This window comes from Oceanobacillus kimchii X50, assembly GCF_000340475.1.
GTDB classification, from domain to species: domain Bacteria; phylum Bacillota; class Bacilli; order Bacillales; family Amphibacillaceae; genus Oceanobacillus; species Oceanobacillus kimchii.
This window is the reverse complement of the sequence record NZ_CM001792.1, coordinates 1,904,700-1,929,554: the sequence shown is the minus strand read 5'-3', so window position 1 is coordinate 1,929,554 and position 24,855 is coordinate 1,904,700. Positions and strand designations below refer to the sequence as shown.

The 24,855-nt window shown below is 33.3% G+C and carries 28 protein-coding genes and 1 riboswitch; of the genes, 14 read left to right on the top strand and 14 right to left on the bottom strand.

All coding sequences use genetic code 11. The features are described from left to right. The first annotated feature begins 58 nt into the window (after positions 1–58). Complete coding sequence (locus C794_RS10195; RefSeq protein WP_017797038.1) at positions 59–634, top strand: 5-formyltetrahydrofolate cyclo-ligase; 576 nt, start codon at positions 59–61, stop codon at positions 632–634. Positions 635–994: 360 nt separating this feature from the next. After that, on the top strand, positions 995–2,551 hold the full coding sequence (locus C794_RS10185; protein WP_017797036.1) for a rhomboid family protein: 1,557 nt from the start codon (positions 995–997) through the stop codon (positions 2,549–2,551). On the opposite strand, the gene C794_RS10180 is transcribed toward C794_RS10185, so the two are convergent. Continuing rightward, on the bottom strand, positions 2,552–3,415 hold the full coding sequence (locus C794_RS10180; protein ID WP_017797035.1) for a hypothetical protein: 864 nt from the start codon (positions 3,413–3,415) through the stop codon (positions 2,552–2,554). 129 nt (positions 3,416–3,544) lie between these two features. On the opposite strand from C794_RS10180, the gene C794_RS10175 reads away from it, so the two are divergent. From C794_RS10175 to C794_RS10160, 4 genes are all read left to right on the top strand, one after another. Further along, positions 3,545–5,002 (top strand): spore germination protein, encoded by a 1,458-nt coding sequence (locus C794_RS10175; RefSeq protein WP_017797034.1) that lies wholly within the window; start codon positions 3,545–3,547, stop codon positions 5,000–5,002. 71 nt (positions 5,003–5,073) lie between these two features. Continuing rightward, complete coding sequence (locus C794_RS10170) at positions 5,074–5,277, top strand: YqgQ family protein (RefSeq protein WP_017797033.1); 204 nt, start codon at positions 5,074–5,076, stop codon at positions 5,275–5,277. After that, positions 5,277–6,254, top strand: coding sequence for an ROK family glucokinase (locus tag C794_RS10165; RefSeq protein ID WP_017797032.1), 978 nt, complete (start codon positions 5,277–5,279; stop codon positions 6,252–6,254). The genes C794_RS10170 and C794_RS10165 overlap by 1 nt, the downstream gene beginning before the upstream one ends. Positions 6,255–6,465: 211 nt before the next feature. Next, positions 6,466–8,415 (top strand): LTA synthase family protein, encoded by a 1,950-nt coding sequence (locus C794_RS10160; protein WP_017797031.1) that lies wholly within the window; start codon positions 6,466–6,468, stop codon positions 8,413–8,415. Between the two features lie 253 nt (positions 8,416–8,668). Here C794_RS10160 and C794_RS10155 read toward each other — a convergent pair whose 3' ends face one another. Beyond that, positions 8,669–8,851, bottom strand: coding sequence for a DUF2759 family protein (locus C794_RS10155; RefSeq protein WP_017797030.1), 183 nt, complete (start codon positions 8,849–8,851; stop codon positions 8,669–8,671). Positions 8,852–8,996: 145 nt separating this feature from the next. Here C794_RS10155 and C794_RS10150 point away from each other — a divergent pair, with 145 nt between their 5' ends. Continuing rightward, positions 8,997–9,620 carry an MBL fold metallo-hydrolase gene (locus C794_RS10150; protein WP_017797029.1) on the top strand — a complete coding sequence of 208 codons (624 nt, stop codon included), beginning with the start codon at positions 8,997–8,999 and terminating at the stop codon, positions 9,618–9,620. 45 nt (positions 9,621–9,665) lie between these two features. On the opposite strand, the gene C794_RS10145 is transcribed toward C794_RS10150, so the two are convergent. From C794_RS10145 to comGA, 8 genes are all read right to left on the bottom strand, one after another. Further along, positions 9,666–9,908, bottom strand: a complete 243-nt coding sequence (locus C794_RS10145) for a DUF2626 domain-containing protein (RefSeq protein WP_011066312.1) — start codon at positions 9,906–9,908, stop codon at positions 9,666–9,668. 124 nt (positions 9,909–10,032) lie between these two features. Then, positions 10,033–10,404, bottom strand: a complete 372-nt coding sequence (locus C794_RS10140; RefSeq protein WP_017797028.1) for a competence type IV pilus minor pilin ComGG — start codon at positions 10,402–10,404, stop codon at positions 10,033–10,035. Then, positions 10,379–10,801 carry a ComGF family competence protein gene (locus tag C794_RS10135; RefSeq protein WP_017797027.1) on the bottom strand — a complete coding sequence of 141 codons (423 nt, stop codon included), beginning with the start codon at positions 10,799–10,801 and terminating at the stop codon, positions 10,379–10,381. Before C794_RS10135 ends, C794_RS10140 begins: the two co-directional genes overlap by 26 nt. Beyond that, on the bottom strand, positions 10,782–11,123 hold the full coding sequence (locus C794_RS10130; RefSeq protein WP_017797026.1) for a type IV pilus modification PilV family protein: 342 nt from the start codon (positions 11,121–11,123) through the stop codon (positions 10,782–10,784). Before C794_RS10130 ends, C794_RS10135 begins: the two co-directional genes overlap by 20 nt. Then, positions 11,110–11,538, bottom strand: a complete 429-nt coding sequence (gene comGD, locus C794_RS10125) for a competence type IV pilus minor pilin ComGD (protein ID WP_017797025.1) — start codon at positions 11,536–11,538, stop codon at positions 11,110–11,112. Before comGD ends, C794_RS10130 begins: the two co-directional genes overlap by 14 nt. Then, the gene (gene comGC, locus C794_RS10120; RefSeq protein ID WP_017797024.1) at positions 11,528–11,830 is read right to left on the bottom strand and encodes a competence type IV pilus major pilin ComGC; all 303 of its coding nucleotides are present in this window, start codon (positions 11,828–11,830) and stop codon (positions 11,528–11,530) included. Before comGC ends, comGD begins: the two co-directional genes overlap by 11 nt. Before the next feature lie 12 nt (positions 11,831–11,842). Next, complete coding sequence (comGB, locus tag C794_RS10115) at positions 11,843–12,883, bottom strand: competence type IV pilus assembly protein ComGB (RefSeq protein WP_017797023.1); 1,041 nt, start codon at positions 12,881–12,883, stop codon at positions 11,843–11,845. Then, positions 12,846–13,853 (bottom strand): competence type IV pilus ATPase ComGA, encoded by a 1,008-nt coding sequence (gene comGA, locus C794_RS10110; protein WP_017797022.1) that lies wholly within the window; start codon positions 13,851–13,853, stop codon positions 12,846–12,848. The genes comGB and comGA overlap by 38 nt, the downstream gene beginning before the upstream one ends. Before the next feature lie 140 nt (positions 13,854–13,993). Between comGA and C794_RS10105 the strand changes: the two genes are divergently transcribed. Then, positions 13,994–14,179 carry a YqzE family protein gene (locus C794_RS10105; protein WP_017797021.1) on the top strand — a complete coding sequence of 62 codons (186 nt, stop codon included), beginning with the start codon at positions 13,994–13,996 and terminating at the stop codon, positions 14,177–14,179. Between the two features lie 12 nt (positions 14,180–14,191). Here the strand turns inward: C794_RS10105 and C794_RS10100 are convergent, their stop codons facing one another. Both C794_RS10100 and C794_RS10095 read right to left on the bottom strand, forming a co-directional pair. Further along, positions 14,192–14,974 carry a YqhG family protein gene (locus C794_RS10100; RefSeq protein WP_017797020.1) on the bottom strand — a complete coding sequence of 261 codons (783 nt, stop codon included), beginning with the start codon at positions 14,972–14,974 and terminating at the stop codon, positions 14,192–14,194. Beyond that, on the bottom strand, positions 14,961–16,631 hold the full coding sequence (locus C794_RS10095) for a DEAD/DEAH box helicase (RefSeq protein WP_017797019.1): 1,671 nt from the start codon (positions 16,629–16,631) through the stop codon (positions 14,961–14,963). The genes C794_RS10100 and C794_RS10095 overlap by 14 nt, the downstream gene beginning before the upstream one ends. A 138-nt stretch (positions 16,632–16,769) precedes the next feature. Continuing rightward, positions 16,770–16,861, top strand: a riboswitch (glycine riboswitch). Positions 16,862–17,032: 171 nt separating this feature from the next. On the opposite strand from C794_RS10095, the gene gcvT reads away from it, so the two are divergent. Genes gcvT through gcvPB form a run of 3 tightly spaced genes read left to right on the top strand, consistent with a single transcriptional unit; the run spans position 17,033 to position 20,964 of the window. After that, a complete protein-coding gene (gene gcvT, locus C794_RS10090) occupies positions 17,033–18,148 on the top strand; it encodes a glycine cleavage system aminomethyltransferase GcvT (RefSeq protein WP_026133778.1) in 1,116 nt (371 codons plus the stop codon). Positions 18,149–18,164: 16 nt separating this feature from the next. Further along, positions 18,165–19,514 (top strand): aminomethyl-transferring glycine dehydrogenase subunit GcvPA, encoded by a 1,350-nt coding sequence (gene gcvPA, locus C794_RS10085; protein WP_017797017.1) that lies wholly within the window; start codon positions 18,165–18,167, stop codon positions 19,512–19,514. Further along, positions 19,507–20,964, top strand: a complete 1,458-nt coding sequence (gene gcvPB / locus C794_RS10080; RefSeq protein WP_017797016.1) for an aminomethyl-transferring glycine dehydrogenase subunit GcvPB — start codon at positions 19,507–19,509, stop codon at positions 20,962–20,964. The genes gcvPA and gcvPB overlap by 8 nt, the downstream gene beginning before the upstream one ends. A 407-nt stretch (positions 20,965–21,371) precedes the next feature. Here the strand turns inward: gcvPB and C794_RS10075 are convergent, their stop codons facing one another. Further along, a complete protein-coding gene (locus C794_RS10075; protein ID WP_017797015.1) occupies positions 21,372–21,746 on the bottom strand; it encodes a rhodanese-like domain-containing protein in 375 nt (124 codons plus the stop codon). A gap of 378 nt (positions 21,747–22,124) precedes the next feature. Here C794_RS10075 and mntR point away from each other — a divergent pair, with 378 nt between their 5' ends. Next, positions 22,125–22,568 carry a transcriptional regulator MntR gene (mntR, locus tag C794_RS10070; protein ID WP_017797014.1) on the top strand — a complete coding sequence of 148 codons (444 nt, stop codon included), beginning with the start codon at positions 22,125–22,127 and terminating at the stop codon, positions 22,566–22,568. Between the two features lie 162 nt (positions 22,569–22,730). Further along, positions 22,731–23,621, top strand: coding sequence for a patatin-like phospholipase family protein (locus tag C794_RS10065; RefSeq protein ID WP_017797013.1), 891 nt, complete (start codon positions 22,731–22,733; stop codon positions 23,619–23,621). A gap of 22 nt (positions 23,622–23,643) precedes the next feature. Here C794_RS10065 and C794_RS10060 read toward each other — a convergent pair whose 3' ends face one another. Continuing rightward, a complete protein-coding gene (locus C794_RS10060; RefSeq protein ID WP_017797012.1) occupies positions 23,644–24,006 on the bottom strand; it encodes an SA1362 family protein in 363 nt (120 codons plus the stop codon). A gap of 314 nt (positions 24,007–24,320) precedes the next feature. Between C794_RS10060 and C794_RS10055 the strand changes: the two genes are divergently transcribed. Continuing rightward, the gene (locus tag C794_RS10055) at positions 24,321–24,836 is read left to right on the top strand and encodes a YqhR family membrane protein (protein WP_017797011.1); all 516 of its coding nucleotides are present in this window, start codon (positions 24,321–24,323) and stop codon (positions 24,834–24,836) included. Positions 24,837–24,855 lie beyond the last annotated feature (19 nt).

Genomic DNA, 24,855 nt, shown 5'->3' with positions numbered 1-24,855 from the left:
AGTAAAAAACTCTTATCGTTTGGATAGGAGTTTTTCTATTATTAGAGGGTGTGTAAATATGAGAAAGCAAATATTAAGAAAAAATATGATCCAACAATTAAAAAAATTACCTGAAGATGAAAGAAACGCTATCCAGTTAAGTCAACAGCAATTATTATTTCAATCAAGTCTTTGGAAAAATGCGTTAACAATTGGAATTACAGTTTCTAAGGGATTTGAGTGGGACACAAAACAAATCATTCGGCAAGGATGGAAAGAAAATAAAATTATTGCCATTCCTAAATGTAATCCGTTTGATAAAACAATGACATATCATCAAATCACCACTTTTGAACAACTAGAAGTTGTCTACGCTGGTATAGAGGAACCTGTTATTGAACTTACAAGTCCTGTAAAAAATGAAATACTTGATTTATGTATTGTTCCAGGTATTGTATTTGATAAAAATGGTTATCGTATTGGGTTTGGTGGAGGTTATTATGATCGAATGTTACCGAGTATAAAAGCTCCCACATTGTCAATTTGTAGTGAGTTACAGATTGTCTCGTCCTTACCTAAGGAATCACATGATCTACCGGTAGATTATTTGTTAACAGAAAAGTTAATTTTTCTATGTATAAGTAAATCATTCTAGAAAAAACTATTTACATAATAGAGTTAGGAAGGAATGATTTATTAATGCGTCCTCTCATTTCGGTTGCATTATTTATATCTTTGATTTTAATCGTATTAAAGTGGAGGTATAAATTATTTAATGCGCTATTTGCCATAAGTATTATACGTAAGATAGCAGTTAGGTTAGCTATGAATTTTCCAGGTGTTCAATCAAAAATTTTTGGTGAACCATCAACTAGTCGCTATAATTATTAAAAACGAAGAAGATGAGTATATAGGATTTCACACTCATCTTCTTCGTTTTTTAGAATGATCCACCATGATAATCCTGTGCAAAAGATATTCCCTTTTGGTATGATAATCATGGGGAGGTTGGTGTATGTACCTAAACGATTTATATTTGGAATACCAATTAGCTTATCAACTAATTCAGCAAGGATTTGAATTAATTAATAAAAATGAGGAGACAGACGAGCTTTGGTTCGAGAGATTTCAAAATAACACTTCATTCATCATTCGGTTATTGCCTAAACGGTTTGATTGGCAAAATCAACTCAAACAAGATGTAACAAGTACATATCAACGGATTCATCAAATGAGAAAAAGCTTCAAAGGAAAACATATTGAAGCAATTACGGTTTATACATCGAGTGAAGAACCAATTGGTGATGATTGGCAAACATTAAAAAAACCGATTACTTCAAATGCAAAAAAGCCTTTTACGATGAATGTGTATTTTTTACATGAAACAGAGCGTTCTGATGAAATTGAACGTTTACGAGAAAAAACAGGTCTAGATTTATCTTTAGAAGAAATAGACGAATTGGATAATGAAGAAAAAGAAAGAAAAGTTGCTTATTTTAAACAAACTATACTTCAAGATTTTAATAACCGAATTGAAAAAAGAAGAAAAGTATTTTCAAATGGAAAGCCATTATTTACATATATTTTAATAGCACTTAATATATATTTTTTCTTACAACAAATAAATAATGGCGGAAGTGAGAACATTGATACGCTTATTGATATGGGAGCAAAATATAATCCACTAATTATGGAAGGTGAATGGTGGCGACTATTTACTTCCATGTTCCTACATATAGGTTTTGTCCATATCTTAATGAACATGGTTGCATTGTTTTATTTGGGAACAGCTATTGAAAGGATATTTGGTAGAACGCGATTTTTAGTTATTTATTTTCTTGGCGGAATAGCTGGTTCGATAGCTAGCTTTGCTACATCTATTAGTATCTCTGCCGGGGCATCTGGAGCAATATTTGGATTGTTTGGTGCCTTGCTATTCTTTGGTTTAATTTATAAAGACGTATTTAAAGATACAATGGGTATGAATATTATATTTATACTAGTATTAAACCTCGTCATTGGGTTTTCTATCCCAGAAATAGATATGGGTGCTCATCTCGGTGGTTTACTTGGCGGCTTTCTAATAGCTGCTTGTCTACATGTACCAAGTAAAAAGAATGGTAAATATCAATTAGGAGCAATTATCGCATTTATTGTTTTATGTGCCGGATTATTAATGTATGGTATTGATAATAACGCTTCTTCTCTAGAATTTAAATTAATTGAAGTAGAAGAAAAACTAACTGATAATCAATTTGAAGAAGCAATTGAAATATCTACCGATGCATTAAATGAATTAAAATCGAATAAAGATAATAAGTTGATGGCTTATTTTCTTTTCCATCGTTCGTATGCATATATACAGCAAGGTGAAATTGAATTAGCACAAGCTGATTTAGAAGAAAGTTTAGGATATGAAGAAACTATTCCTGAAGCGTACAATAATTTAACTATCATATATGCAAATAATTTTGAATTTGATAAGGCGAGAGAAGTAATCGGCGAAGGTCTAGAACGATTTCCTGATAATCAAGAATTATTAGATCTTCAGCAGGACTTATCCAATTATTAATCATTTAAGAGTAGCTTTTGGCAACCGCTGAATTAGCTGCTCTTTTTTTCCGTTTAGTTCATATAGAACAAGTAAGTGTTTTGCTTCTTTGTCGATTAAAATTAATGGTACAAAGCTGCTAAGTTTATCATTTGGTGGGTCAAGAGCAGGGATAATGTAGTTTTTATATAGTCCTTCCCACAATTGTCCAATCACTTGATCTGATTCTTGCTTAGTCATATTTGGTAATGGAGTATCTTCATATATAAATAAATTTGTTAATGGTATAGCATAATAGTTAGAGGAATTTACGTTAAAATATTGCATGAGTTGTTGCCAATGATAAATTAATTGTTGATTTGTAGTCCGATTTAAGACTTCTTCCCATTCCTTTTCGTATTCGTTAGCTGGTTCTTTAAATGAAGCAATTGGTTCAGAAGGGGAGTCAATAACATACAGTTCATCTTGAGACATATGTTGAATACTTCTTATTGTATTGTTATCAATATGGATCTCTCCCTGATGAAATGAAATACTTTCATAATGATTTGAGTCATGTCCAATAAAATTTTCTTGAATATCAATCTTATCAGTATCTTGTTGCCATTTACTGCGTACTCCTTTTAGTCTGCCATTTACGAATAATAAGGATACATCTTGTCGCATAGCTAATTCCGCATCACTTTGTGAATTTATATTCCATTGCATTTCGTATCGATTTGTATCTTCTTCTCCTATAAGTAAAACTTTTGTATCTGCATAATTAAAAGTGTGTGTATCATCTAATGGAAAAAAGCTAATTGCTTGTTTGTCTATATTGATAATATAAATTGTAGTCACAAATATTAAACCGCCTATGATTGGAAGGATATATTTTTTCCACATCTTACTCATCCTTTATCGCTTGTCTATATGTTTATATATGTTTTTAAAAAAGAATATATGAAGGATTCTAGTATAGAAATTATAGTTCGTTATAAACTAGTCATATCTTATAGTCACAGGTGGTAACGAATGAAACAGGATAAAAGACCAATTGATCATAAATTAACAAACAACGTTACATTCCTAAAAAGTTATTTAGGGGTTGAGAAAAGTTTTGATTTAATTTATTTAGATTTAAATTATGCAGGGAAAGATATGGCTATGTTCATGGTTGATGGATTTGCCAAAGATGATATATCGTTATATATCATGCAAACATTGGCTGCGCTAAAAGAACATGAACTGGATAAAGATACGTTAACCAAACTACTTAAGAGATATATCCCCTATATAGAAATTGAACCTATAGATAATATTTATCAAGCCGCTGATTTTGTATTAGCCGGAGCAACAGCTTTATTTGTAGATGGTATAGATAAGGCAATTATTATTGATTCGAGAACTTACCCTGCACGCTCCCCTGAAGAACCAGATCTAGAAAGAGTAGTTCGTGGACCAAGAGATGGATTTGTAGAAACATTAGTATTTAATACCGCATTAACAAGAAGACGAGTACGCGATCGTTCACTTCGAATGGAATATTTACAGGTAGGGCGACGGTCAAAAACTGATGTAGTCATAAGTTATATAGAAGATATTGCAGATAATAAACATATAGAAAAAATCAAATCGATATTAGAAAAAATTGACACAGATGGACTACCGATGGCAGAAAAAACAATTGAAGAGTTTTTAAGTGATCGTTATTGGAATCCTTATCCATCTGTACGATATACAGAAAGACCAGACACTGCTGCTGCACACTTATATGATGGCCATATCTTGTTAATTATTGATGGCTCACCTAGTGTTATGATAACTGCAACAACGTTTTGGAATCATTTACATCATGCGGAAGAATATCGTCAGAAACCTACTGTTGGTGCATATTTAAGAATGGTTCGTTTTTTTGCAATTTTATTTTCAATGATATTATTGCCTCTATATTATTTAATGTCTTCACATCCAGAGTTATTACCCGCTGCTTTAGAGTTTATTGGTCCAGATGATCCTGGAGTAATACCTCTACTTCTCCAATTTCTCATTGCGGAGATAGGGTTAGATATGTTAAGGATGGCTTCCATTCATACTCCATCTGCATTAGGAACGGCACTCGGATTGGTTGCAGCAATTATGATAGGTGAAGTCTCTGTCCAGGTAGGGTGGTTTACCAACGAAGTGGTTCTTTACATTGCTACTGCTGCAATTGGTTCTTATGCAACTCCTAGTTATGAGCTAAGTATGGCTAATCGAATTGTACGTATTATTTTATTATTAGCGACCGCCAGTTTTGGTGTGATTGGTTATGTAGTGGGTATAACTTGTTGGCTATTGTACATTACAAAAATGAAGACGTTTAAAATACCTTATTTTTGGCCATTTATGCCATTTTCACCAAATGCATTACGGGATGTTATCATTCGTGTGCCAGTACCGATAAAGCATCGCCGACCTGAAATATTAAACCCTAAAGACCCGGATCGTTAACTGATTCGGGTTTTCATTTGTTTAGTTCCCATTAATTAAAGCATTTGATATAATAGTGAATGGTGATTAATTTGAAAACAATGATTGATGTTCGTAATTTATTAAAACGTTTTGGTGCGTTTATTTATACTGGCGATCGACTGGGAGATTTGGAATTAATAGAACTTGAATTAGATGATTTGTATCAATATGGATTTATTACTCAACAAGAATTTCTAACGGCAAAACTTTGCATTAAAAAAGAAAAAAATAATCATTTAAAGGGGAATGGGTAGTGGACAAGCATTTATTAGTGGGTATTGATATTGGGGGAACTACGGTTAAGATAGGTTTTATATCTGAAAATGGGAAGATAGTACACAAATGGGAAGTATCTACGAATCTAGCGGATGGTGGAAGGCATATTGTCCCAGAAATCTGGTCGTCTATTGAGTCAAAAATGGAGCATTTATCCTATTCTCTATCATCGATAATTGGACTAGGTGTGGGAGCACCAGGTTTTATTGATGCAGAAAAAGGATATGTTCATGAAGCGGTTAATATCGGTTGGAAAAATGTTGCTTTAGCTGAAGCGTTTCAACAATATGCAAAAGTTCCAGTTTATGTTGAAAATGACGCGAACATTGCAGTGCTTGGTGAAAATTGGGTTGGTGCAGGAAATCAAGCAGACAATTTAATTGCTATTACATTAGGTACTGGAGTAGGCGGAGGAATCATTGCCAATGGTCGAATTTTAAATGGAGCAAATGGAATGGCAGGAGAATTAGGCCATATGATTGTGGAAGAGAATGGGGCACCTTGCAATTGCGGCAATCATGGTTGTCTAGAAACAATTACTTCTGCTACAGGTATTGTAAGACAAGCATTAGAAAAAATCATTGAAATACCTCATTCAAAATTAGCAGAAGCTTATAATAAAAATAGAGAAATTACATCTAAAGAAATTTTTGAACTAGCATCTGAAGGTGATATAGCAGCAAAATCGATTGTTGATCATACTGCTGATGTTTTAGGCAAAGTCTTAGCTAACATGGGTGTAATTATAAACCCTTCTAAAGTATTAATTGGCGGGGGAGTTTCCAAAGCTGGAGATCAGTTAATTGATGCTATACAGCAAGCTTTTGAAAAACATGCGTTACCAAGAGTGGCAGAAGCATGTTCAATTAAAACTGCTCAATTAGGAAATGACGCAGGTATTATTGGAGCAGCATATTTAGCATATTCTTCAAAAAATAGCACATTTTTCACTTGATTTTTTTTTATTTTCTACTAAAATAGTAACTTATGAGTACAGTGTAAAAAAATCTTATAAAAGTGAAACTTTAATGGCATGATATTCGTCTATATTAATAAGTATTTTATTAATTGTAGTTTACAATTGCTAAAAATGTGGAATATGATTCATAATGAGGAATTGTACTATGAAATTTAGATGAATGAGTTAAGAAACTAGGAGGAGAACTATGAAATTCTTCAAAAAACCCAAAGTGCCGTTGTATATATTAGCAGCGATACTATTTGGTCTAAAAACGTATATTGTATATAGATTTATGTTCAACATTGGAATTGACAATTCTATGCAAGAGTTAATTTTATTTATTAATCCATTTGTGTCTGCATTCTTAATATTTACGATTGCGGTGTGGTTTAATAAGACTTCAAGGCAAATGAAATATATTCGCTATATGGCATTATTTGCTTCCTTGATTGTTTGGGCGAATCTCGTATTCTATCGTCAGTTTACAGATTTTATTACGATTCCACAATTATTTATGGGAAGCAATATGGGAGATTTAGGGTCAAGTATTTTAACGCTAATCAAACCATATGATGTATTATTCTTTGCTGATGTTATTATTATTTGGATTTTAAGTAAGAAATATGAAGGTACTTTATCTGTTCAATATCCAAAGAGTGGAAAAGTAGGAGCAGTAGCATTTTCTTTAGTTCTACTTGCAGGAAACTTTTTCTTAGCAGAGATGGAACGTCCACAATTATTTACTCGTGCGTTTGATAGAGAGTATTTAGTTAAAAATATTGGTTTATTTAATTATCATGTATACGATATTGTTGTTCACTCAAAAACCGAGTCACAGCGCGTATTTGCAGATGGAAATGAAATTCCTGAAATTGAGGAGTTTATTGAGACGAATATTGATCATAAACGAAGTGAAGAAATGTTTGGCATTGCTGAAGATAAAAATGTAATTTTTATTAATGCAGAGTCACTTCAAGAGTTTGTAATTAATAATGAGGTAAATGGAGAAGAAATAACTCCTTTCTTAAACGGTTTAGCTGAAGATGAGGATACGTACTACTTTGAAAACTTCTATGAACAGACCGGCCAAGGAAACACCTCAGATTCGGAGTTCTTAGTTGAAAACTCTTTATATCCATTATCTCGTGGTGCTGTATTCTTTACGCATGGCGGAAATGAATATAATGCATTTCCAGAACTTATAAAAGAAGAAGGGTATACTTCTTCTGTATTACATGCCAATAATAAAAGCTTCTGGAATCGTGAAGGAATGTACGATAGTTTAGAAATTGACAACTTTTATGGTGAAGAAGCTTATGAGGTTTCAAATGAGAATTCAATTGGTTGGGGATTAAAAGATAAACCATTCTTTGAACAATCGATTAAGTATTTAGAGTCAATGGAACAACCTTTTTACAGTAAGTTTATAACTTTAACAAACCATTTCCCATTTGAAATGAATGAGGAAGATACGTCTATTGATAAATTTGATTCAAACTCAAATACACTTAATAATTACTTCCCAGCAGTAAGGTATATGGATGAAGCTATTGAACAGTTCTTCCAAGATCTAAAAGATAGTGGATTATATGAAGATTCTGTAATAGTGATTATGGGTGATCATATTGGAATTAGTGCAAATCATAACCGTGCGATGGCACAGTATCTAGATAAAGAGGAAATTACTCCTTATGATCAAGTACAGTTACAACGTGTTCCTTTATTTGTTCATATTCCTGGTCATGGTGAAGGAAAAGTTATGGATGAAGTAACAGGTCAAATTGACCTTAAACCAACTATGCTTAATATGTTGGGTATCGAACAAGAAAAAGATATCTCTTTCGGTAACGACATGTTTAGTGAAGATCGAAAAGATTATATAGCGCTTCGTAATGGTGATTTCGTTAGTGAAGACTATATCAAAACTATGGGTGTTTGTTATGACAGAGAAACTGGTGAACCTGTAGATGATGTTATTGATGAAGAAACATCTTCTGAACAAGAAGCAGAACAACAAAAGGAACAAGTGGCGAGTGCATGTGATTCTATTCAAGAAAAAGTTGACCAAGAATTAGCTTATTCCGATTCCATTGTATATGGAGACTTATTCCGATTCGTAGATTTTGGTAAAGATCAAGCAAAAGAAGAAGAATAATTAAAACTAACAAAAACCTAACAACAATGCGATTGTTGTTAGGTTTTTGTATTGCACGAAATTATAAAATTTGTGTGTGAATTAAACCAGCACAACCGTAAAGAGCCTAGTCGTACTTATACCCCCTAAGTGAAAGTTATCATCGGTACGTTGCTAAACTAAAGGAGGGTCTTGTGCTTTTGTTTTCATACTAATATAGACATTAAAAAACAACAATAATGCCAGAAGCAAAATGTTGTTTTTTCCATGGTTATTATCCAATAATCTCTTTGATAATCGTAGCGATTGAAAAGAATCCAAAAGCTACAGCAGTAATAGCTGAAAATAATAGTGCAAACATGTTTTTATACTTTAGCTGACGAATAACGGAAATAACAGCTAATAAAGTGACTCCTAAAAGTAATACTCCAAGGATAATGTGATAATACGCTTCCATCTTTTATTAACCTCCTCATTCCGACCCCTTTTTGTTGAGTCGAAAGGAATATATGTATTATTATGTAACTAACGATTATCAATTATTATTTTATAGTATTCCATCTTTTTTGTCGAGTTATTATAAAAAATAAGGAGAGAATTTTATGGAAATTATTGCTAGACCAGTGGGGATGGTACAAGCGAATTGTTATATTCTTAAAGAAGGAAGTAATGGGATAGTTGTTGATCCAGGTGGAGATGCAGAAATAATCCTGTCTATAATTAAAGAACATAACATAGATATTAATGCTATTTTATTAACTCATGCACATTTTGATCACATTGGAGCTTTAGAACAGATTCGTCAGAAAACGAATGCACCAGTTTATTTGCATCAGGCAGAACATGAATGGTTAAGTGATCCAAATTTGAATGGTTCTTATAAATTAATCGGTCAATCTATTGTAGCAGCACCTGCAGAATTTAGTGTGGTAGAGGGTGGATTAACTATAGGAGAGTTTTCAATGCAAGTATATCATACACCAGGACATTCTCCAGGTAGTGTAAGTTATATATTTCCTGAACAACAGTTAGTAATCAGTGGTGATGTCCTGTTTCAAAAAGGAATAGGTAGAACTGATTTACCAGGAGGAGATATAGACGTGTTAGAACATTCGATTCGAGAAAAACTATATCAATTACCCGAAAAATACCAAGTTTTATCTGGTCACGGTCCAATTACAACTATACAAGCTGAAAAAGACGGAAATCCTTTTTTTCAAGCTTGAGAACATAAGAAAAAACCACATGATTCATGTGGTTTTTTCTTTGTTTTAATGTCCAAACCCAGGTACAAGTATAAATTCGGAATACCAAGTATATCCAATTAGAAATACAGTACAATATGCACCAAATAAATACATGTACATTCGTTCGGATAGTTTTAAATAGCCTAATGTAAGGAAAAACGCCGTTTGAGCCAGGAATAGAAGTGCAGTATTCATCATGTCACCGACATAAAACATTACTGTAAAAATACCTGTCCAAAAGGCAAGAACACGAAACATACGATCCATGTCTTCCCCCTCCTTTGTAGGTAACCTTTTCATAGTTATTATATACGAGCTGGATAAGATTGTAAACGTTTCTATGAACAATTATATTTGAAGTTGTAATTAGATTAACCTAATTGATGATTTTTTATTCATCAATTGCATAAAAATGTTCATAGGAATAAAAGGGGTCTTCCTCCAAAAAAATAGTGAAGGATAAAGAAAAAATATGTTGCTTTCTTGATTTTATCTGTACTTTAACTTGTCCATCAGGATAAGAATAATATTTAGGTTTTTGTGTATCCATAAATTCCTCTAAATCATTTTCAACGTCTACCTTGCTCATTTGAAACAATGTTTCTGACTGGAGTAGTTTTAAATGAAAATCGGTTATCTTTTTATCATGATGATTATAAATAGTCAATAGCGTTAAACTTAAGAATAGGAAGCTAATAATCCAAATAACATAAATAAATAGAAATCCTTGTTCATTATTAATAAAAACTAATTGTTTTTTCATATTGATCTCCAGAACTCGTTGTTAATATAATTTGAAATCCAAATTCTAACGGTTGGAAGTATAATTCAGCTATGTTTCTTAAATAAATTTCAAATCCTTTTCCATCTACTTGGCGTCGGATTAAATTCCCAAACTGTTCGTAGGTAACGGTTTGTTCATTTAAATCACTTGGAACAGTCAATACCAGTTTGTCATTTGTTGCCACTGCATGAAGAGAGCGAATAACATCATCACGTATAAATTGAAAAAATTGATGAACAGACAACTCTTCCTTTGCAGATGGAGTTTCTATGAAATGTAACATATAACTTATAAAAGGAAGTGTAATTAAGATTATTGTCATCATCAATAAGTGACTAATTAGCGAGAAACCTCGATTATCTTGGAGATTTACCATGCAAACAATACTCCTCTTGTCGATGTTTTATATTTACCCACTGTGCACATCCTGTGAGTATTCTTTGTTCTGTTTCAAAATCAAACGTTACTTCTGTTTGAGAGTTTTCCAATAAGAATGTAGATTTTTCGTTTTGAAGATCATTCCAGAAGTTTGATTGTAGCTTATCATGTAACTTATAAGCTATTGTACGTCTTTCTTGAAGCACGAGTTGTTCTTTCATTAGAAGAGAAAAAAGAGGAAGAAGCGATATGATAATTGTAAAAAAGAGTAAAGTAGCTATTATTACTTCAGTAAAACTAAAGCCATTAGATTTCTGCAATATAAAAACGCCCTTTCCCCAGAGGGAAAATTAATTGATATGTTTTATTGATTCCATAGACACTTATTGTTCGCGGCTGAATAACTGTGCCATTCGAATTGAAATAAATTTCTCTTTTACCAAATGTATCAATAGATAATCCTGCTGGATATGGACGAACTTCATTGGTATTCAGTCCTTCAATTATTCTGTATTCATCAGCATAAAAACGAATTAAAACACGTTCATTTTCATACATTCTTGCTCGTGATTGAATATATAGGACATCATATTTAAGTAACTCGAAAAACTGCTTCTCTTTTAATTGATTTAATTGAGTCATTTGTGAAGGTGCGAAGAAGGTTATAATAACCATTAAAATGGCTAAAGAAAATAATACTTCGATGAGCGTAAAGCCATTTTTGCTAAGAGGCATTTACTTTGCCGTTCGAATAAGTTAGTGAATTATTATTTGGACAAGTTAATTGATCTTCGGTAATAAAATCATTTTCTACTAATTCATCCAAGGAATTAGGGTGTTGTCCAGTCTCTAACAAAAATGTATCTACTTGAGCTTGAACAACACTGATCAAAGCTTCACAACCCTTAGAATGAACTTCCCCACTTTTTTCTCCTATATTAGGAATGATGAGGATTATCAATACGGAAATGACCATGAGCACAATTAACATTTCAATGAGTGTAAAACCAGCTTCTTTTTTAAACATATGATCTACTCCTTAAATTGAATTCATTATTTCAAACATTGGAGAGAGGACACTAATATAAATGAAAATAATAAAAGCTCCTACTATAATAAAAAATATAGGTTGAATATACGTAATTATCTTATTTAATTGGTAATACATTTCTTCCATAGATAATTCAGCATATACGTGTAAGTCCTTAGCAAGGGTCTTTGCGTCAACTCTAGTAGACATAATTGCTCTTAATTGTTTTTCTATAAAGTAAAAAGATGTAAGTAGACTCTCTAATGATTTTCCTCTTGCTAATTGTAAGTGCATCTGTTTTGAATAATACGTAATAATTGGTAATTTATCTTGATAAGCCATATAGGAAAGTAATGTATGAAATGACATACCTGCTTGAAGAAGGGAACTTAATTGCGTAGCAAAATAAAAAGATGTTTGTTTTCGATAGTAACTAGCAAGAAGAGGGATTTTAGAAATGATCTTTATCTTCAGGTCAGTAGATATCTTTTTTTTAAATACAGACCAAAATACAAAGGCTATTAGGATGAGAAATAACACAATAAGAATAAAATAACCAGCCCATTGTAACGTGAAAAATATGAGTTGAAGAGGAGGGGAGAGGTTGCTTACAAAAAGAAATTGAAAGGATGGAAGTACTTGATTATATACGAAATATAATATAATACTAAAAGTTATAATCAGAATAAGTGGATATCGGACTACTTGTTGAAAACGTTTCTGATAGTTTATTCGATTTTGGTATAGATGTATACTTTGCTTTATCCGACTTTCTAAATTACCATTATCTCTTACAACATAAAGATGTGTAACGATAGAATGGTGAAAATGAACGTTTTCAAGTGCTTCATCTAGATGTAATCCATTCTTCAGGTCATTCTTAATCATATCAGTAACATGTTTATATTCATCATAGAAAGAAAGTGTTTCTAGGGATTCAGAAATTGTTAATCCTTTCGATAACATTCTACTTAGAATTTGTAAAAAACGAAGTTGCTTGCTTGAAGATAGCTTATGTGACTGGATAATCTTTCTTAGATATAAAGCCATATGCAAAAGCCTTCTTTCGTAGGTATTCAAATGTAAAACGGTATTCAAGGTGAGTCCGTTGATTGTATATTACTTCTGACAATTGTTCTCCTTCTAACAATTCCATAATTGCAGCTCTTCTTTGTTCCCCTCTATATTGTATCGGTAATAGTTGAATTGCTCCAATCGCTAAAAGACTTTGTTCAAGATCAATATCCTTCAATCCCATTTCTTTAAGACGAAATATAGTACCAACAGCATTCTTTGCATGTAACGTACTGAAAACGAGATGCCCTGTTAAAGCAGCCTCAAAGGCAAAATGAGCGGTCTTGCGATCACGGATCTCTCCAACCATAATAATATCCGGATCATGCCGAAGTGCTGCTTTTAATCCAGCGTGGTAGGAGATGCCTGCTTTTTCATTAATTTGAATTTGTAATACATTATCCATCTTTTTTTCAATTGGGTCCTCTAGTGTGATTGTTTGACATGGGTTTTCTGCAAGTATGGACTCTAATAGAGCGTATAAAGTCGTTGATTTACCACTTCCAGTCGGCCCTGTTAGTAAAATGATACCTGCTTGATTTGATAACCATTCTTTTTTTATGTGACGGATTTGATTTGGAAAAAGAAACAATTGCTGCTCTAACTGATGAGATTGTTGTGGGTGGATTCGTATTGCTATGCTCTCTAATAAATAGTGGGGGAGGGTAGAAATACGTAAAGAATATGTGTCCGACGTTTCTGTCCAGATAATTGTACCGTGTTGAGGTATTCTGGACTCACCAATATCCATACCAGAAATAAACTTATAATAAGTAATTAATAATCGATATTGATTTGAAGAAATCTTTCGATGTAGTGTACGTCTTCCATGAATACGAAAATAAATTTCCGTCTGTGTAGTATAAGGATAAAAATGTATGTCCGAAGATTGTAATGAGACCGCAGATTGAATGAGGGAGTCAGAAAGTTTTTTTACTTCATTCATTCATCTACCTCCTTTCTAAGAATTTCTGACTATAATATACTTTCTACATAATACGATATAATCCTGCTTGTATTTAAAAATATTTTGAATAATTGTTTATGAACTGGTCAAAATAACTAGTAAATAAAGGCGGTGTGTTTATGAATGGGAATGACTATTTACGGTATATGACGGAACAAGTAATTACTTATATCGACCTGCCAAAAGAAGAAAAACAAAAAAGAAGAAATACTCATCAAAAAAAGCAAAGTTTATATCAGAGTCGTTGGTTTGGAGTTTTACCATTTACATTTAAATTATGGTATAAAAAAAGAAATGGAAAATGATCCATTTCTTTTTTAGTGTAGGGAGTTATCTTTTAAATAAAATATACCACCGTTAATAACTTTAATTTGAATTGTTGGTTGATATCTTTTTTTTAAATCTTCCAATTCCTGCATGTAACGTTTATGTTCTAAGTTATCTTCATAAAAGTGTGTCAGCGTCTTTTTTTCTTCATCCCAAACTTCAAATGAATCTTTAGCCCAATTATGTTCTTGATTTTCAATATAAGTGGTTATTGTATCTTGAATACGTTTAAAACCACTCTGTAATTTAATTATGGGAGACATCGTAAAACAATAATCGGAAATCGATTTTTCCAATGGAATTTTCTGTAGTTTATCCATGGCATCGACAACCATTCGACCGTTTACTAACTGCAACCCCATTGATAATATTTCATCTTTTTTGTATCTACCACTATAACTAACTTTAATATTGGTAATTAACCACGGATATAAAGGAGTTTTTTCCGCTGTATGTATTACCTCGAATAATTTTGTCAGACGCTCACCTTGTTTTAATTTATTTAATATTTGATGTAAGCGAGGGCTGCCGAAATGGATCCATTCACCTTGTTCATCTTTCTTATCAGGATTAGTTATCATAGACAGTTTCATCGGCTCACCTTGACGTCCTATCTTTTTTATATAATGCCAGTAAAATGGTCGGTTCATTAGTTCTCGATCCATTTCTTCTGTTAGCTGAATGACCATTTTCCCATCTATATTTTCCTCAATCAAGCAGTTTTTTGTTTGAAAATATTCACTTAGAAAGGAATTTAAATCATGAATTGCCATACTTTTGCTCCTCCTCCATTTTGTTATCTGATGGATTCGCTTGTTCTATTATGGAAGTTAAATTGTCTAATTTAATCCTTACTTCTCCACTAGAACTTGATTCATTATATATAGATTCCATTTCAGATTCTAAACTTTTCACATTTAATTCAGCTAATATAGCATCTAAATTTCCAATTACATTCTGGAATAAATCAATTTTTTCATATAATAGGGAAAGCATATGTTCTTCGATCGTATTTTTAATCACTAAATTATATATTTGTACGTCTTTTTCTTGACCAAATCGATGAATCCTTCCTATCCGTTGCTCCAGTCGCATCGGATTCCATGGTAGATCATAGTTGATCATATTATGACAAAACTGAAGATTAATACCTTCTCCGCCAGCTTCCGTAGCTATCAATACTTGAGCGTGATCTCGGAACAACTGTTTCATCCAGTCTTTCTTTCCACGTTTAAATCCCCCACGGAATGGAACGGAAGTAATCCCGTGTTGTTGTAAAAACCACTGCAAATAATATTGCGTAGCTCTGTATTCCGTAAATACGATAACCTTCTCATCCCCTAAAGATTGAATTAATTTGACCATTTGTTCAGCTTTTATATGTTGTTCTAGGGATTCTAAATCAGAAATTATTTTTTTTAAAGGGTGTTCTACATCTTCAATATCTTTTACGAATTTTACTAATGACATATAGCATGCTTCACGAGAAGAACAAAATTCACGTAAATAGGTAATCTTTGAAAATGATGACATTCCAAATGAAAGTTGAACTAATTGATCGTATAATTGTTGGAATTCTTTTGGAAAGTCCATCCACACCGTTTCTATTTTTCTTTTGGAAGGTTGTAAAGCTGTCTCTTTCCGTGTATTTCGTATCATCACTTTTTGAACAAGTTGTTTCAAGTATGGATCTTGTTCCATTCTCTTTCTGTCTTTCCCGTATTTTTCAGTAAACGTTTGGTAGTTTCCTAAATGTCCTGGCTTTAATATACTGATTAAGTTAAATAACTCGAGTAATTTATTTTGAACTGGTGTAGCAGTAAGTAATAGACAGTATTTCTTCTTTAATTCTCTTACGAATTGATAGTTTTTCGTTTTCTCGTTTTTTAACTTGTGTGCTTCATCTATGATGATTAAATCATAATCAATATCTAGAATTTCCTCACTGTTTGGAGAGCGTTTTGCAGTATCGATAGATGAAATGACTACATGGTTATCTACCCAGCTGTAGTTTTTCCGATGTGCAATAGCTGGGATAAAAAACTTATCATTTAGTTCTTTTTCCCATTGGTTTACTAATGAAGCAGGTACAAGAATTAATACTTTTGAAACTAATCCCCTTACCATGTATTCTTTTAATATTAAACCAGCTTCAATTGTTTTTCCTAATCCTACTTCATCAGCAAGTATAGCTCTTCCGTCCATTTCTTCGATAACTTGTTCGGCTGCCTCTCGTTGGTGATCTAAGATTTGAAGATGCGATAAATGATTTATAGAACGAAGCCCTTTAAACGAAGGGCTCATCGTTTGCTTTTCTGCTTCATATGCCATAGAGAAAAGTTTCCAGCTTGTTAGATTTTCTTCTCGCTGGATTGCCTCATCCAGGTCTATGATAAATTGTTCGTCTTTGTTGACTTGGATAGAATCCATATGTTATCCCCTTTTCTTGTTAATAAAATTTGGTTTTTTCTATAAAATCTATAGTATCTGTGTTATAATCCAATTGAAAATAGATTTTCCTTTATTTTGGTACTTAGTATATCCAAAATATACATATTTCATCAGCGGAAGATTACAAGGGGAGAGCTTACTATTTAAAGTAACGCCGAAGGAGCAAGTGAAGAGCGAATCTCTCAGGCAGAAAAGACTCTTGTATGACGCACCTCTGGAGAGTGTTTACGCAAGTAAACCACCCACGAAGCAAATATTCGTTCTTTTTTGAAGAATGAATATGCAACTTTCTGGTTTAAGGACAGAGATTTCTTCACTATGGAGGAGTCTCTATTTTTATGCGCTTTACTTTTCATCAAACTAAAATAGGAGTGGATGGAATGAGTGAACAAAAACGTACACCAATTTTTCCAGAATATGCATCGCATGGTGCAAAAACGATTGATTTTGGAGGATGGGATTTACCTGTACAGTTCTCAGGTATTAAACATGAACATGAAGTAACCAGAACAAAAGCAGGTCTTTTTGATGTATCTCATATGGGAGAAATTTCGGTGAAAGGACCAAAAAGCAAATCGTTTTTGCAATACGTATTAACAAATGACATTTCCAAATTGGAACCAGGTAAAGCACAATATACTATTATGTGTTATGAAAATGGTGGTACTGTTGACGATCTAATTGTTTATATGTTAGATGATGAAGAATATTTGTTAGTAGTAAATGCTGCAAACACGGAAAAGGATGCAAATTGGATAATACAGCAAAATTCGTATACGAACGATGAGGTTGTCGTTGAAAATGTATCTAATCAGTATGTTCAGCTCGCAGTACAAGGGCCAAAAGCTGAAGATATACTACAAAAATGTACAGAAGAAAATTTACAAGAAATTAAATTTTTTAGATTTAAGAATAATGTAGCTTTACGTGGAATAGAGGCAAAGGCACTTATTTCACGCACTGGGTATACAGGTGAAGATGGTTTCGAAATTTATATTGATGCTTCATCTGGAGCTGCGTTATGGAAATTGCTTCTTGAAAAAGGAGAAGCTGAGGGATTAGAACCAATTGGATTAGGTGCTCGTGATACATTACGATTTGAAGCTAATTTAGCATTATATGGGCAGGAATTATCAAAAGATATTTCTCCAATAGAGGCTGGTTTAGGATTTGCAGTAAAAGTCAATAAAGAATCGGATTTTATAGGAAAAGAAGTATTAAAAAATCAAGTAGATAATGGTATTAATCGTAAATTAGTAGGAATTGAAATGATTGATAAAGGGATTCCAAGACATGAATATGTGGTACTTAAAGACGATAAAGAGATTGGTTTTATAACTTCTGGAACCCAATCACCGACACTGAATAAAAATGTCGGATTAGCTTTAATTAATACCGATTATACAGAGATAAGTACAGAGGTTGACGTAAAAGTTCGAAAACGTATATTGAAGGCTAAAATTGTTCCAACACCATTTTATAAACGGGGAAGATAAGGGGGAGAACCAACCAATGGAATTTCGTTACTTACCGATGACTAATCTAGATAAGCGGGAAATGCTTGACGCAATTGGAATTCAATCCACGGAAGAACTTTTTTCTGACATTCCAGAACATGTTCGTTTTAAGGGTGAAATGAATCTAAAAGCCCCTATAAGTGAGTATGAACTAACAAAAGAATTAACAGAGCTTGCTAGTCGCAGTATTCATACAAAAGAATACACATCATTTTTAGGAGCAGGTGTGTATGATCATTACATTCCTTCTGTAGTAGATCATGTAATTTCTCGTTCAGAGTTTTATACTGCGTATACACCATATCAGCCAGAAATATCTCAAGGGGAATTACAGGCAATCTTTGAATTTCAAACAATGATATCCGAATTAACAGGATTACCGGTTGCAAACTCTTCTATGTATGATGGAGGCACAGCCTTGGCAGAGGCAGTCAATCTTAGTGCTGCTCACACAAAAAGAAAAAAAGTACTGGTATCAAAAGCGGTTCATCCGGAATATCGTGCAGTTATTGATTCTTACACAAAAGGCCAATCAATTGAAGTTATAGAAATTGATACTGTAAATGGAATCACTGATTTAACCCAACTAGATCAAGCACTAGATGATACGATTGCTGGTGTAGTTGTTCAATACCCTAACTTTTTTGGCCAATTAGAACCAATGAAAAAAATTGAACAATTACTTGAAAACCACCAGAAAACAATGTTAATTGTCTCAAGTAATCCCTTAGCTCTTGGATATTTAACCCCTCCGGGAGAATTTGGAGCTGATATTGTAACAGGTGATACACAAGTTTTCGGCATCCCAGCGCAATTTGGTGGTCCTCATTGTGGGTATTTTGCAACTACAAAAAAACTAATGCGTAAAGTTCCAGGTCGTCTCGTAGGAGAGACAGTTGATGAAGAAGGCACAAGAGGATATGTGTTAACTTTACAAGCTCGGGAACAACATATACGACGGGATAAAGCAACATCCAATATATGTTCAAATCAAGCTCTAAATGCATTAGCTAGTTCTGTCGCAATGAGTTCGATTGGTAAGCATGGATTACGTAAATTGGCCAGCGTAAATATGCAAAAAGCAAGATATGCAAAGAAAAAAATTCTTGAAGCTGGAATAGAGGTTGCTTTCGATGGAGCTTTCTTTAATGAGTTTGTTATAAAAGTTCCAGGTTCTGTCTCAAAAATAAATAAACATTTATTAGATAAAGGTATTATTGCTGGATATGATCTTGCTAAAGATGATAAGTCATTAGAAGGATATATGTTAATAGCGGTAACAGAGGTACGAACAAAGGAAGAAATCGATCAATTTGTGAAAGAATTGGGGGATGTTCATGTCTAAGAAAGATTTTCCACTAATATTTGAGAGAAGTAAAGAAGGTAGAACCAGTTATAGTTTACCAGAGTTAGATGTTGAATCATTTGATTTAGAAGAGGAATTAGGTTCGGAATATGTACGACAGACTCCTCCAGAACTTCCTGAAGTGAGTGAACTTGATATAATACGTCATTACACTGGTTTATCAAATCGTAATTATGGAGTTGATTCCGGGTTCTATCCACTTGGTTCATGTACTATGAAATATAATCCGAAGATAAATGAAGATATCGCTAGATTAGATGGATTTAGTCATATCCATCCGTATCAAGATGTCAGCACTGTTCAAGGTGCAATGGCAATGATGTTTGATCTTCAAGAATCGTTAAAAGAGATAACTGGTATGCATGAAGTATCCTTACAGTCTGCGGCTGGAGCACAAGGTGAATGGACTGCGTTAATGATGATCCGTGCATTTCATGAGTCTAATGGAGACTATGGACGAACTAAGGTTATTGTTCCGGATTCTGCTCATGGAACAAATCCAGCTTCTGCAGCTGTTGCTGGTTTTGAAGCTGTTACAGTTAAATCGAATCAAGAAGGATTAGTAGATTTAGATGATTTAAGACAGGTAGTAGGGGACGATACAGCAGCTCTAATGTTAACAAACCCTAATACACTTGGATTGTTTGAAAAAGATATCTTGACAATGGCTGAAATAGTCCACGATGCTGGTGGTAAGCTATATTACGATGGGGCTAATCTGAATGCAATCATGGGTTATGTTCGTCCAGGAGATATGGGGTTTGATGCAGTACATTTGAATCTTCATAAAACGTTTACTGGTCCACATGGTGGTGGAGGACCTGGGTCAGGTCCAGTTGGAGTTAGTGAAGAATTAGCTTCATTTTTACCGAAACCATTGATTGTTAAAAACAAAGATAGTTATGATTTTGATGAAAATCGACCACAATCTATTGGAAGGGTTAAACCGTTCTATGGGAATTTTGGAATAAACCTACGTGCTTATACGTATATTCGGACTATGGGATCAGAAGGGCTTAAAAAGGTCAGTGAATATGCTGTATTAAATGCCAATTACATGATGAGACAGTTGGAAGGTACATTTGAACTTCCTTACCCACAACATTGCAAACATGAATTTGTCTTATCAGGTAGTAAGCAAAAGAAACTCGGGGTTAGAACATTAGACATGGCAAAACGATTATTAGACTTTGGTTATCATCCACCTACAATCTACTTCCCATTGAATGTAGAAGAAGGATTGATGGTAGAACCAACTGAAACAGAATCGAAAGAAACATTAGATGGATTTATAGATACGATGCGCACAATAGCTAAGGAAGTTGAGGAAAACCCTGAAATTGTTCAGGAAGCACCCCATGAGACAATTGTAAAGCGTATGGATGAAACAACTGCTGCTAGAAAACCTGTACTCAGATACAATCCATAAGCAGTTCTTTATTAGTGCGAGTAAAACTCTTGTTACATTAAGAATAAACCTATCAAAAGGGATTGGAACAAAAATATTCACTCAAAAGATAGATCCGAATGATTAGCTTTTGAAAACCCGCTGCAGAAATATACTTCGCTAATACAGCGGCGGCTGACGAGCCTCCGGTAGCTAAGCAATCCGGAGTCTCACCTAGGTCGTCTTCCCACAGGAGTCTCTGTATATTTCTTACGCTTTGAAGTCGTACCTGCGGAAAGCGTCGTCTGCAATGGAAATCAAACAGCGCAACATTAGGATTTTACACCAAATATATTAATTATGAATTGATTCAATGAGTTAAATTACTTCTATTAATGAAAAGTAAAAACCGAACAACATCAAATGATGGTTCGGTTTTAATCTTTCTGCTATTTTTTTGTCTTGATTTTACCCGTCCACTTTTTAAATCCACCCTTAAGCTGATAGATTTCTTTGTAGCCTTTTTTATGAAGTAATTGAGCTGCTCTTGCTGAACGTGAACTTCCTTGGCAATATAAATAAATTGGTTTATCTTTACGCATTTCTACAAGACGTTGTTTCATTTGAGTCATTGGGATATTTCTTGCTCCTAAAATATGACCTCTATCAAATTCTTGAGGCTCTCTAACATCAATTAATTGTGCTTTTCGATATCCTTCACGAAATTGATCTTCGGTTAATACTTTTAAATAATTCTTCTGTCTATAATATCGGAATAGACTCACCGCTAATAAAACGACTAATGCTATAATTAAAATTTCCATTCTAGGTCCCCCGTAATTCTAGTCTACATTATCATTATATGGGTAGAGCGTCTATTTTTCAAAGTTTTTATTTAAAAGGAAAGAATTTGGACTTCATATCTTTTAGTAGACAGAAACGACCACGTCCTATGCAAGCGTCGAGAAACTAGAAGACTTCAGGAAATCGCACTACACCATCGGTTTGTCACCTCTCCGTGATTAACTCAATAGTCCTAAAAAATAGGATACACTCGCTATGTTTCTAACGGCCGGTCGCATTTTGTGTTTCTTGAATAAAAACTTGAGTCTGACCCAACAATCATGTATGCTCATAGTATAGAAAAGAAAAAATGTTGCCTGTGATAAAAAATATTTTCACCTATTTAAGGAGCGCGTTTTATGCCTACACCTAGTATGGAAGATTACATTGAAATAATATATAACTTAATTGAATCAAAAGGATACGCTCGTGTTTCAGCAATTGCTGAGGCCTTGGATGTTCATCCGTCTTCTGTCACAAAAATGGTACAAAAACTAGATAAGGATCAGTATCTTGATTACGAAAAGTACCGTGGTTTTGTATTAACTACTAAAGGTAAGAAAATTGGAGAACGTCTAGTATTTCGTCACGAATTATTAGAAGAGTTTTTAGAAATAATTGGAGTAAATGATGAAAATATATATGAAGATGTTGAAGGAATTGAACACCATCTAAGTTGGAACTCTATTGACCGTATTGGGGACCTTGTAAATTATTTTAAAAAAGATGATTCACGCGTAAAAGATTTAAAAAAGGTAATTAAAGAAAGTGACCAGCAAGTAAACGAGGTAACAGAAAATTAATAAATGAGAGCCGAACTTTTAGAGAGGATGTTCCTTATAATAGTTCGGTTTTTAAATTTACAGAAAAATCTGTTCGATATTATCATACTTTATACTTGTTTATTGGAATAACTCTTAACATCTGTGCTTATATATGAAGTAACAACTGTATGGAGAGATGTTATGAATATAGATGGTGTTTTTTCTGGAGGAGGAGTAAAGGCTTTTGCGTATGTAGGTGTCTTAGAAACCTTTAAGGAACATCATATTGAATTCGAACGAGTTGCAGGAACATCTGCTGGAGCAATTATTGCTTCAATGATTGCAGCAAGATACTCAATGGAAGAAATTAAAGAGCTTGTAAATGAATTAGATCTTTCTTCTTTAGCAGATCCACCTTTGCTTACAAAGTTCTTACCGCTGACAAAATGGTTTTTTCTATATTTCCAGCTTGGAATTAATAAAGGAGATAAACTTGAAGCTTGGTTGATGGAGGTTTTAGAACGGAAACACATTAAAACCTTTTCTGATATTAAAGAAGGTTATTTAAAAGTTGTTGTGAGTGATTTATCCTTAGGGAAATTAGTAGTGATTCCTGATGATTTAGAAAGAGTTTATGGTATAAAGCCTGAATATTTCCCTGTTTCGAAAGCTGTACGAATGAGTGCGGGTTTCCCGTATTTCTTTATGCCCAAGAGAGTACCTGGAAGGTATAAACAAAAAAGTATTGTTGTTGATGGAGGATTACTCAGTAACTTTCCAATGTGGATTTTTGATCAACCTACAAATAAACCACTTCGGCCGTTATTAGGTGTGAAATTAACCGAAATAACACAAGAGATTGGTCCAAGAAAGATTGATAATGCAATTGGTATGTTTCAAGCTCTCTTTTCGACTATGAAACAGGCGCATGATTCTAGATATATTTCTACTAGCGACAAGAAGAATATCATTTTTGTACCTGTTGAAGGAACAGCAGCCATGAATTTCTCATTAACAGAAGAAGCGAGACAAAAATTAATTATTTCCGGAAGAAATAGTACAGAAAAATTCTTGAAAAAATGGCATGGATAACACTCAACAAAAAAAGAACCGCTCAATATGAAGCGCGGTTCTTTTTTTTCGATTTACTTCCTTCAATTACACGTAAGTGACTTGCTTTTTTTGTTCGTTTCTTTTTATGTGTTGCTTTTTTTGGTATAGGAGAAGAGGTAGAATTATATTTAGTCTTCGATTGCTTCACTGCTTGTTTATACTTTTTTCGATCTTCCGTATTTGTTGGGGAATTACGCCTAACAAAAAAGTAGTAAAGTAAACCAAAAATTGCTGCTCCGATTACAATGGTAACTAATATTCTAGAAAGGAATGAAATTGTATTCCCGAATAATTGTGAAAAAAGCCCAACGGCGGCTAATCCAATTATAATATACACCAATATAGTCATAGATTTATTTCTCATTTACACCCCTCCTAATCAATTTATACATACAGAGACTTATACATAAGTTGGTTGCAATTAATTACATTCCTTACTTAGAATTTTTCTACTCGTTTTAAGTAAGGTTAGTAAACAGATATCTTCTTTTAATGATATACCAATTTCCGATATTTGAACACGATTTGTATGATCAGATGAATCATTATTGATACTATATTCTTCCCTATACATTATTATTTATGCAATGATTGATTGTCTTTATAGTAAAGATTTTTAGTATAAAATGTGATAGTTCACCATCGATTGGCAATACTAATCGATGGAGGTGTAACTACATGAGTTCTGGGAAACAAAATCATTCCAATCAAAATGAGGATCGGCTCACATTACTTGCAAGATCGTTATTAACTGGATTTATCGGCGGTATTCTATGGAGTTTAATAGCTAGTATATTTTATTACTTTAATTTCATGGAGGTATCACCTAAATCGTTATTATTAACTTCTTGGGTTAATGCTAGTTGGACAGATAGCTGGTTAGGGAACTTTTTCACAATTATTATAGCAGGTATAGTATCTGTAGCTATTGCATTTCTTTACTATATATTGTTAAAGAAAGTCTATTCATTATGGGTAAGTATTATATTTGGAATAGCTGTATGGGCAATCGTATTCTTTGTACTTCAACCACTTTTTCCAAATGTTCCACACCTAACTGAATTATCGTTAAATACATGGGTTACAACAATATGTGTGTTTATTTTATACGGTACGTTTGTAGGTTACTCAATATCTTATAATTATGAAGACTGGCAAAAGGCAAAGCATCCTCAGTCAGAAAGCTCCCAATAATTATTCAAACTATTGATTT

Coding starts and splice junctions, on each gene's coding strand:
- comGB (WP_017797023.1), bottom strand. CDS start 12,883: ATGGCTTTATATCTAAGAAAGATTATCCAGTCACATAAGCTATCTTCA.
- gcvPA (WP_017797017.1), top strand. CDS start 18,165: ATGGAATTTCGTTACTTACCGATGACTAATCTAGATAAGCGGGAAATG.
- C794_RS10180 (WP_017797035.1), bottom strand. CDS start 3,415: ATGTGGAAAAAATATATCCTTCCAATCATAGGCGGTTTAATATTTGTG.
- C794_RS10155 (WP_017797030.1), bottom strand. CDS start 8,851: ATGGAAGCGTATTATCACATTATCCTTGGAGTATTACTTTTAGGAGTC.
- C794_RS10065 (WP_017797013.1), top strand. CDS start 22,731: ATGAATATAGATGGTGTTTTTTCTGGAGGAGGAGTAAAGGCTTTTGCG.
- C794_RS10100 (WP_017797020.1), bottom strand. CDS start 14,974: ATGGCAATTCATGATTTAAATTCCTTTCTAAGTGAATATTTTCAAACA.
- comGD (WP_017797025.1), bottom strand. CDS start 11,538: ATGCCTCTTAGCAAAAATGGCTTTACGCTCATCGAAGTATTATTTTCT.
- C794_RS10150 (WP_017797029.1), top strand. CDS start 8,997: ATGGAAATTATTGCTAGACCAGTGGGGATGGTACAAGCGAATTGTTAT.
- comGC (WP_017797024.1), bottom strand. CDS start 11,830: ATGTTTAAAAAAGAAGCTGGTTTTACACTCATTGAAATGTTAATTGTG.
- C794_RS10135 (WP_017797027.1), bottom strand. CDS start 10,801: ATGGTAAATCTCCAAGATAATCGAGGTTTCTCGCTAATTAGTCACTTA.
- C794_RS10175 (WP_017797034.1), top strand. CDS start 3,545: ATGAAACAGGATAAAAGACCAATTGATCATAAATTAACAAACAACGTT.
- C794_RS10160 (WP_017797031.1), top strand. CDS start 6,466: ATGAAATTCTTCAAAAAACCCAAAGTGCCGTTGTATATATTAGCAGCG.
- C794_RS10195 (WP_017797038.1), top strand. CDS start 59: ATGAGAAAGCAAATATTAAGAAAAAATATGATCCAACAATTAAAAAAA.
- C794_RS10145 (WP_011066312.1), bottom strand. CDS start 9,908: ATGGATCGTATGTTTCGTGTTCTTGCCTTTTGGACAGGTATTTTTACA.
- mntR (WP_017797014.1), top strand. CDS start 22,125: ATGCCTACACCTAGTATGGAAGATTACATTGAAATAATATATAACTTA.
- gcvPB (WP_017797016.1), top strand. CDS start 19,507: ATGTCTAAGAAAGATTTTCCACTAATATTTGAGAGAAGTAAAGAAGGT.
- C794_RS10060 (WP_017797012.1), bottom strand. CDS start 24,006: ATGAGAAATAAATCTATGACTATATTGGTGTATATTATAATTGGATTA.
- C794_RS10140 (WP_017797028.1), bottom strand. CDS start 10,404: ATGAAAAAACAATTAGTTTTTATTAATAATGAACAAGGATTTCTATTT.
- C794_RS10105 (WP_017797021.1), top strand. CDS start 13,994: ATGAATGGGAATGACTATTTACGGTATATGACGGAACAAGTAATTACT.
- C794_RS10075 (WP_017797015.1), bottom strand. CDS start 21,746: ATGGAAATTTTAATTATAGCATTAGTCGTTTTATTAGCGGTGAGTCTA.
- gcvT (WP_026133778.1), top strand. CDS start 17,033: ATGAGTGAACAAAAACGTACACCAATTTTTCCAGAATATGCATCGCAT.
- comGA (WP_017797022.1), bottom strand. CDS start 13,853: ATGAATGAAGTAAAAAAACTTTCTGACTCCCTCATTCAATCTGCGGTC.
- C794_RS10095 (WP_017797019.1), bottom strand. CDS start 16,631: ATGGATTCTATCCAAGTCAACAAAGACGAACAATTTATCATAGACCTG.
- C794_RS10185 (WP_017797036.1), top strand. CDS start 995: ATGTACCTAAACGATTTATATTTGGAATACCAATTAGCTTATCAACTA.
- C794_RS10055 (WP_017797011.1), top strand. CDS start 24,321: ATGAGTTCTGGGAAACAAAATCATTCCAATCAAAATGAGGATCGGCTC.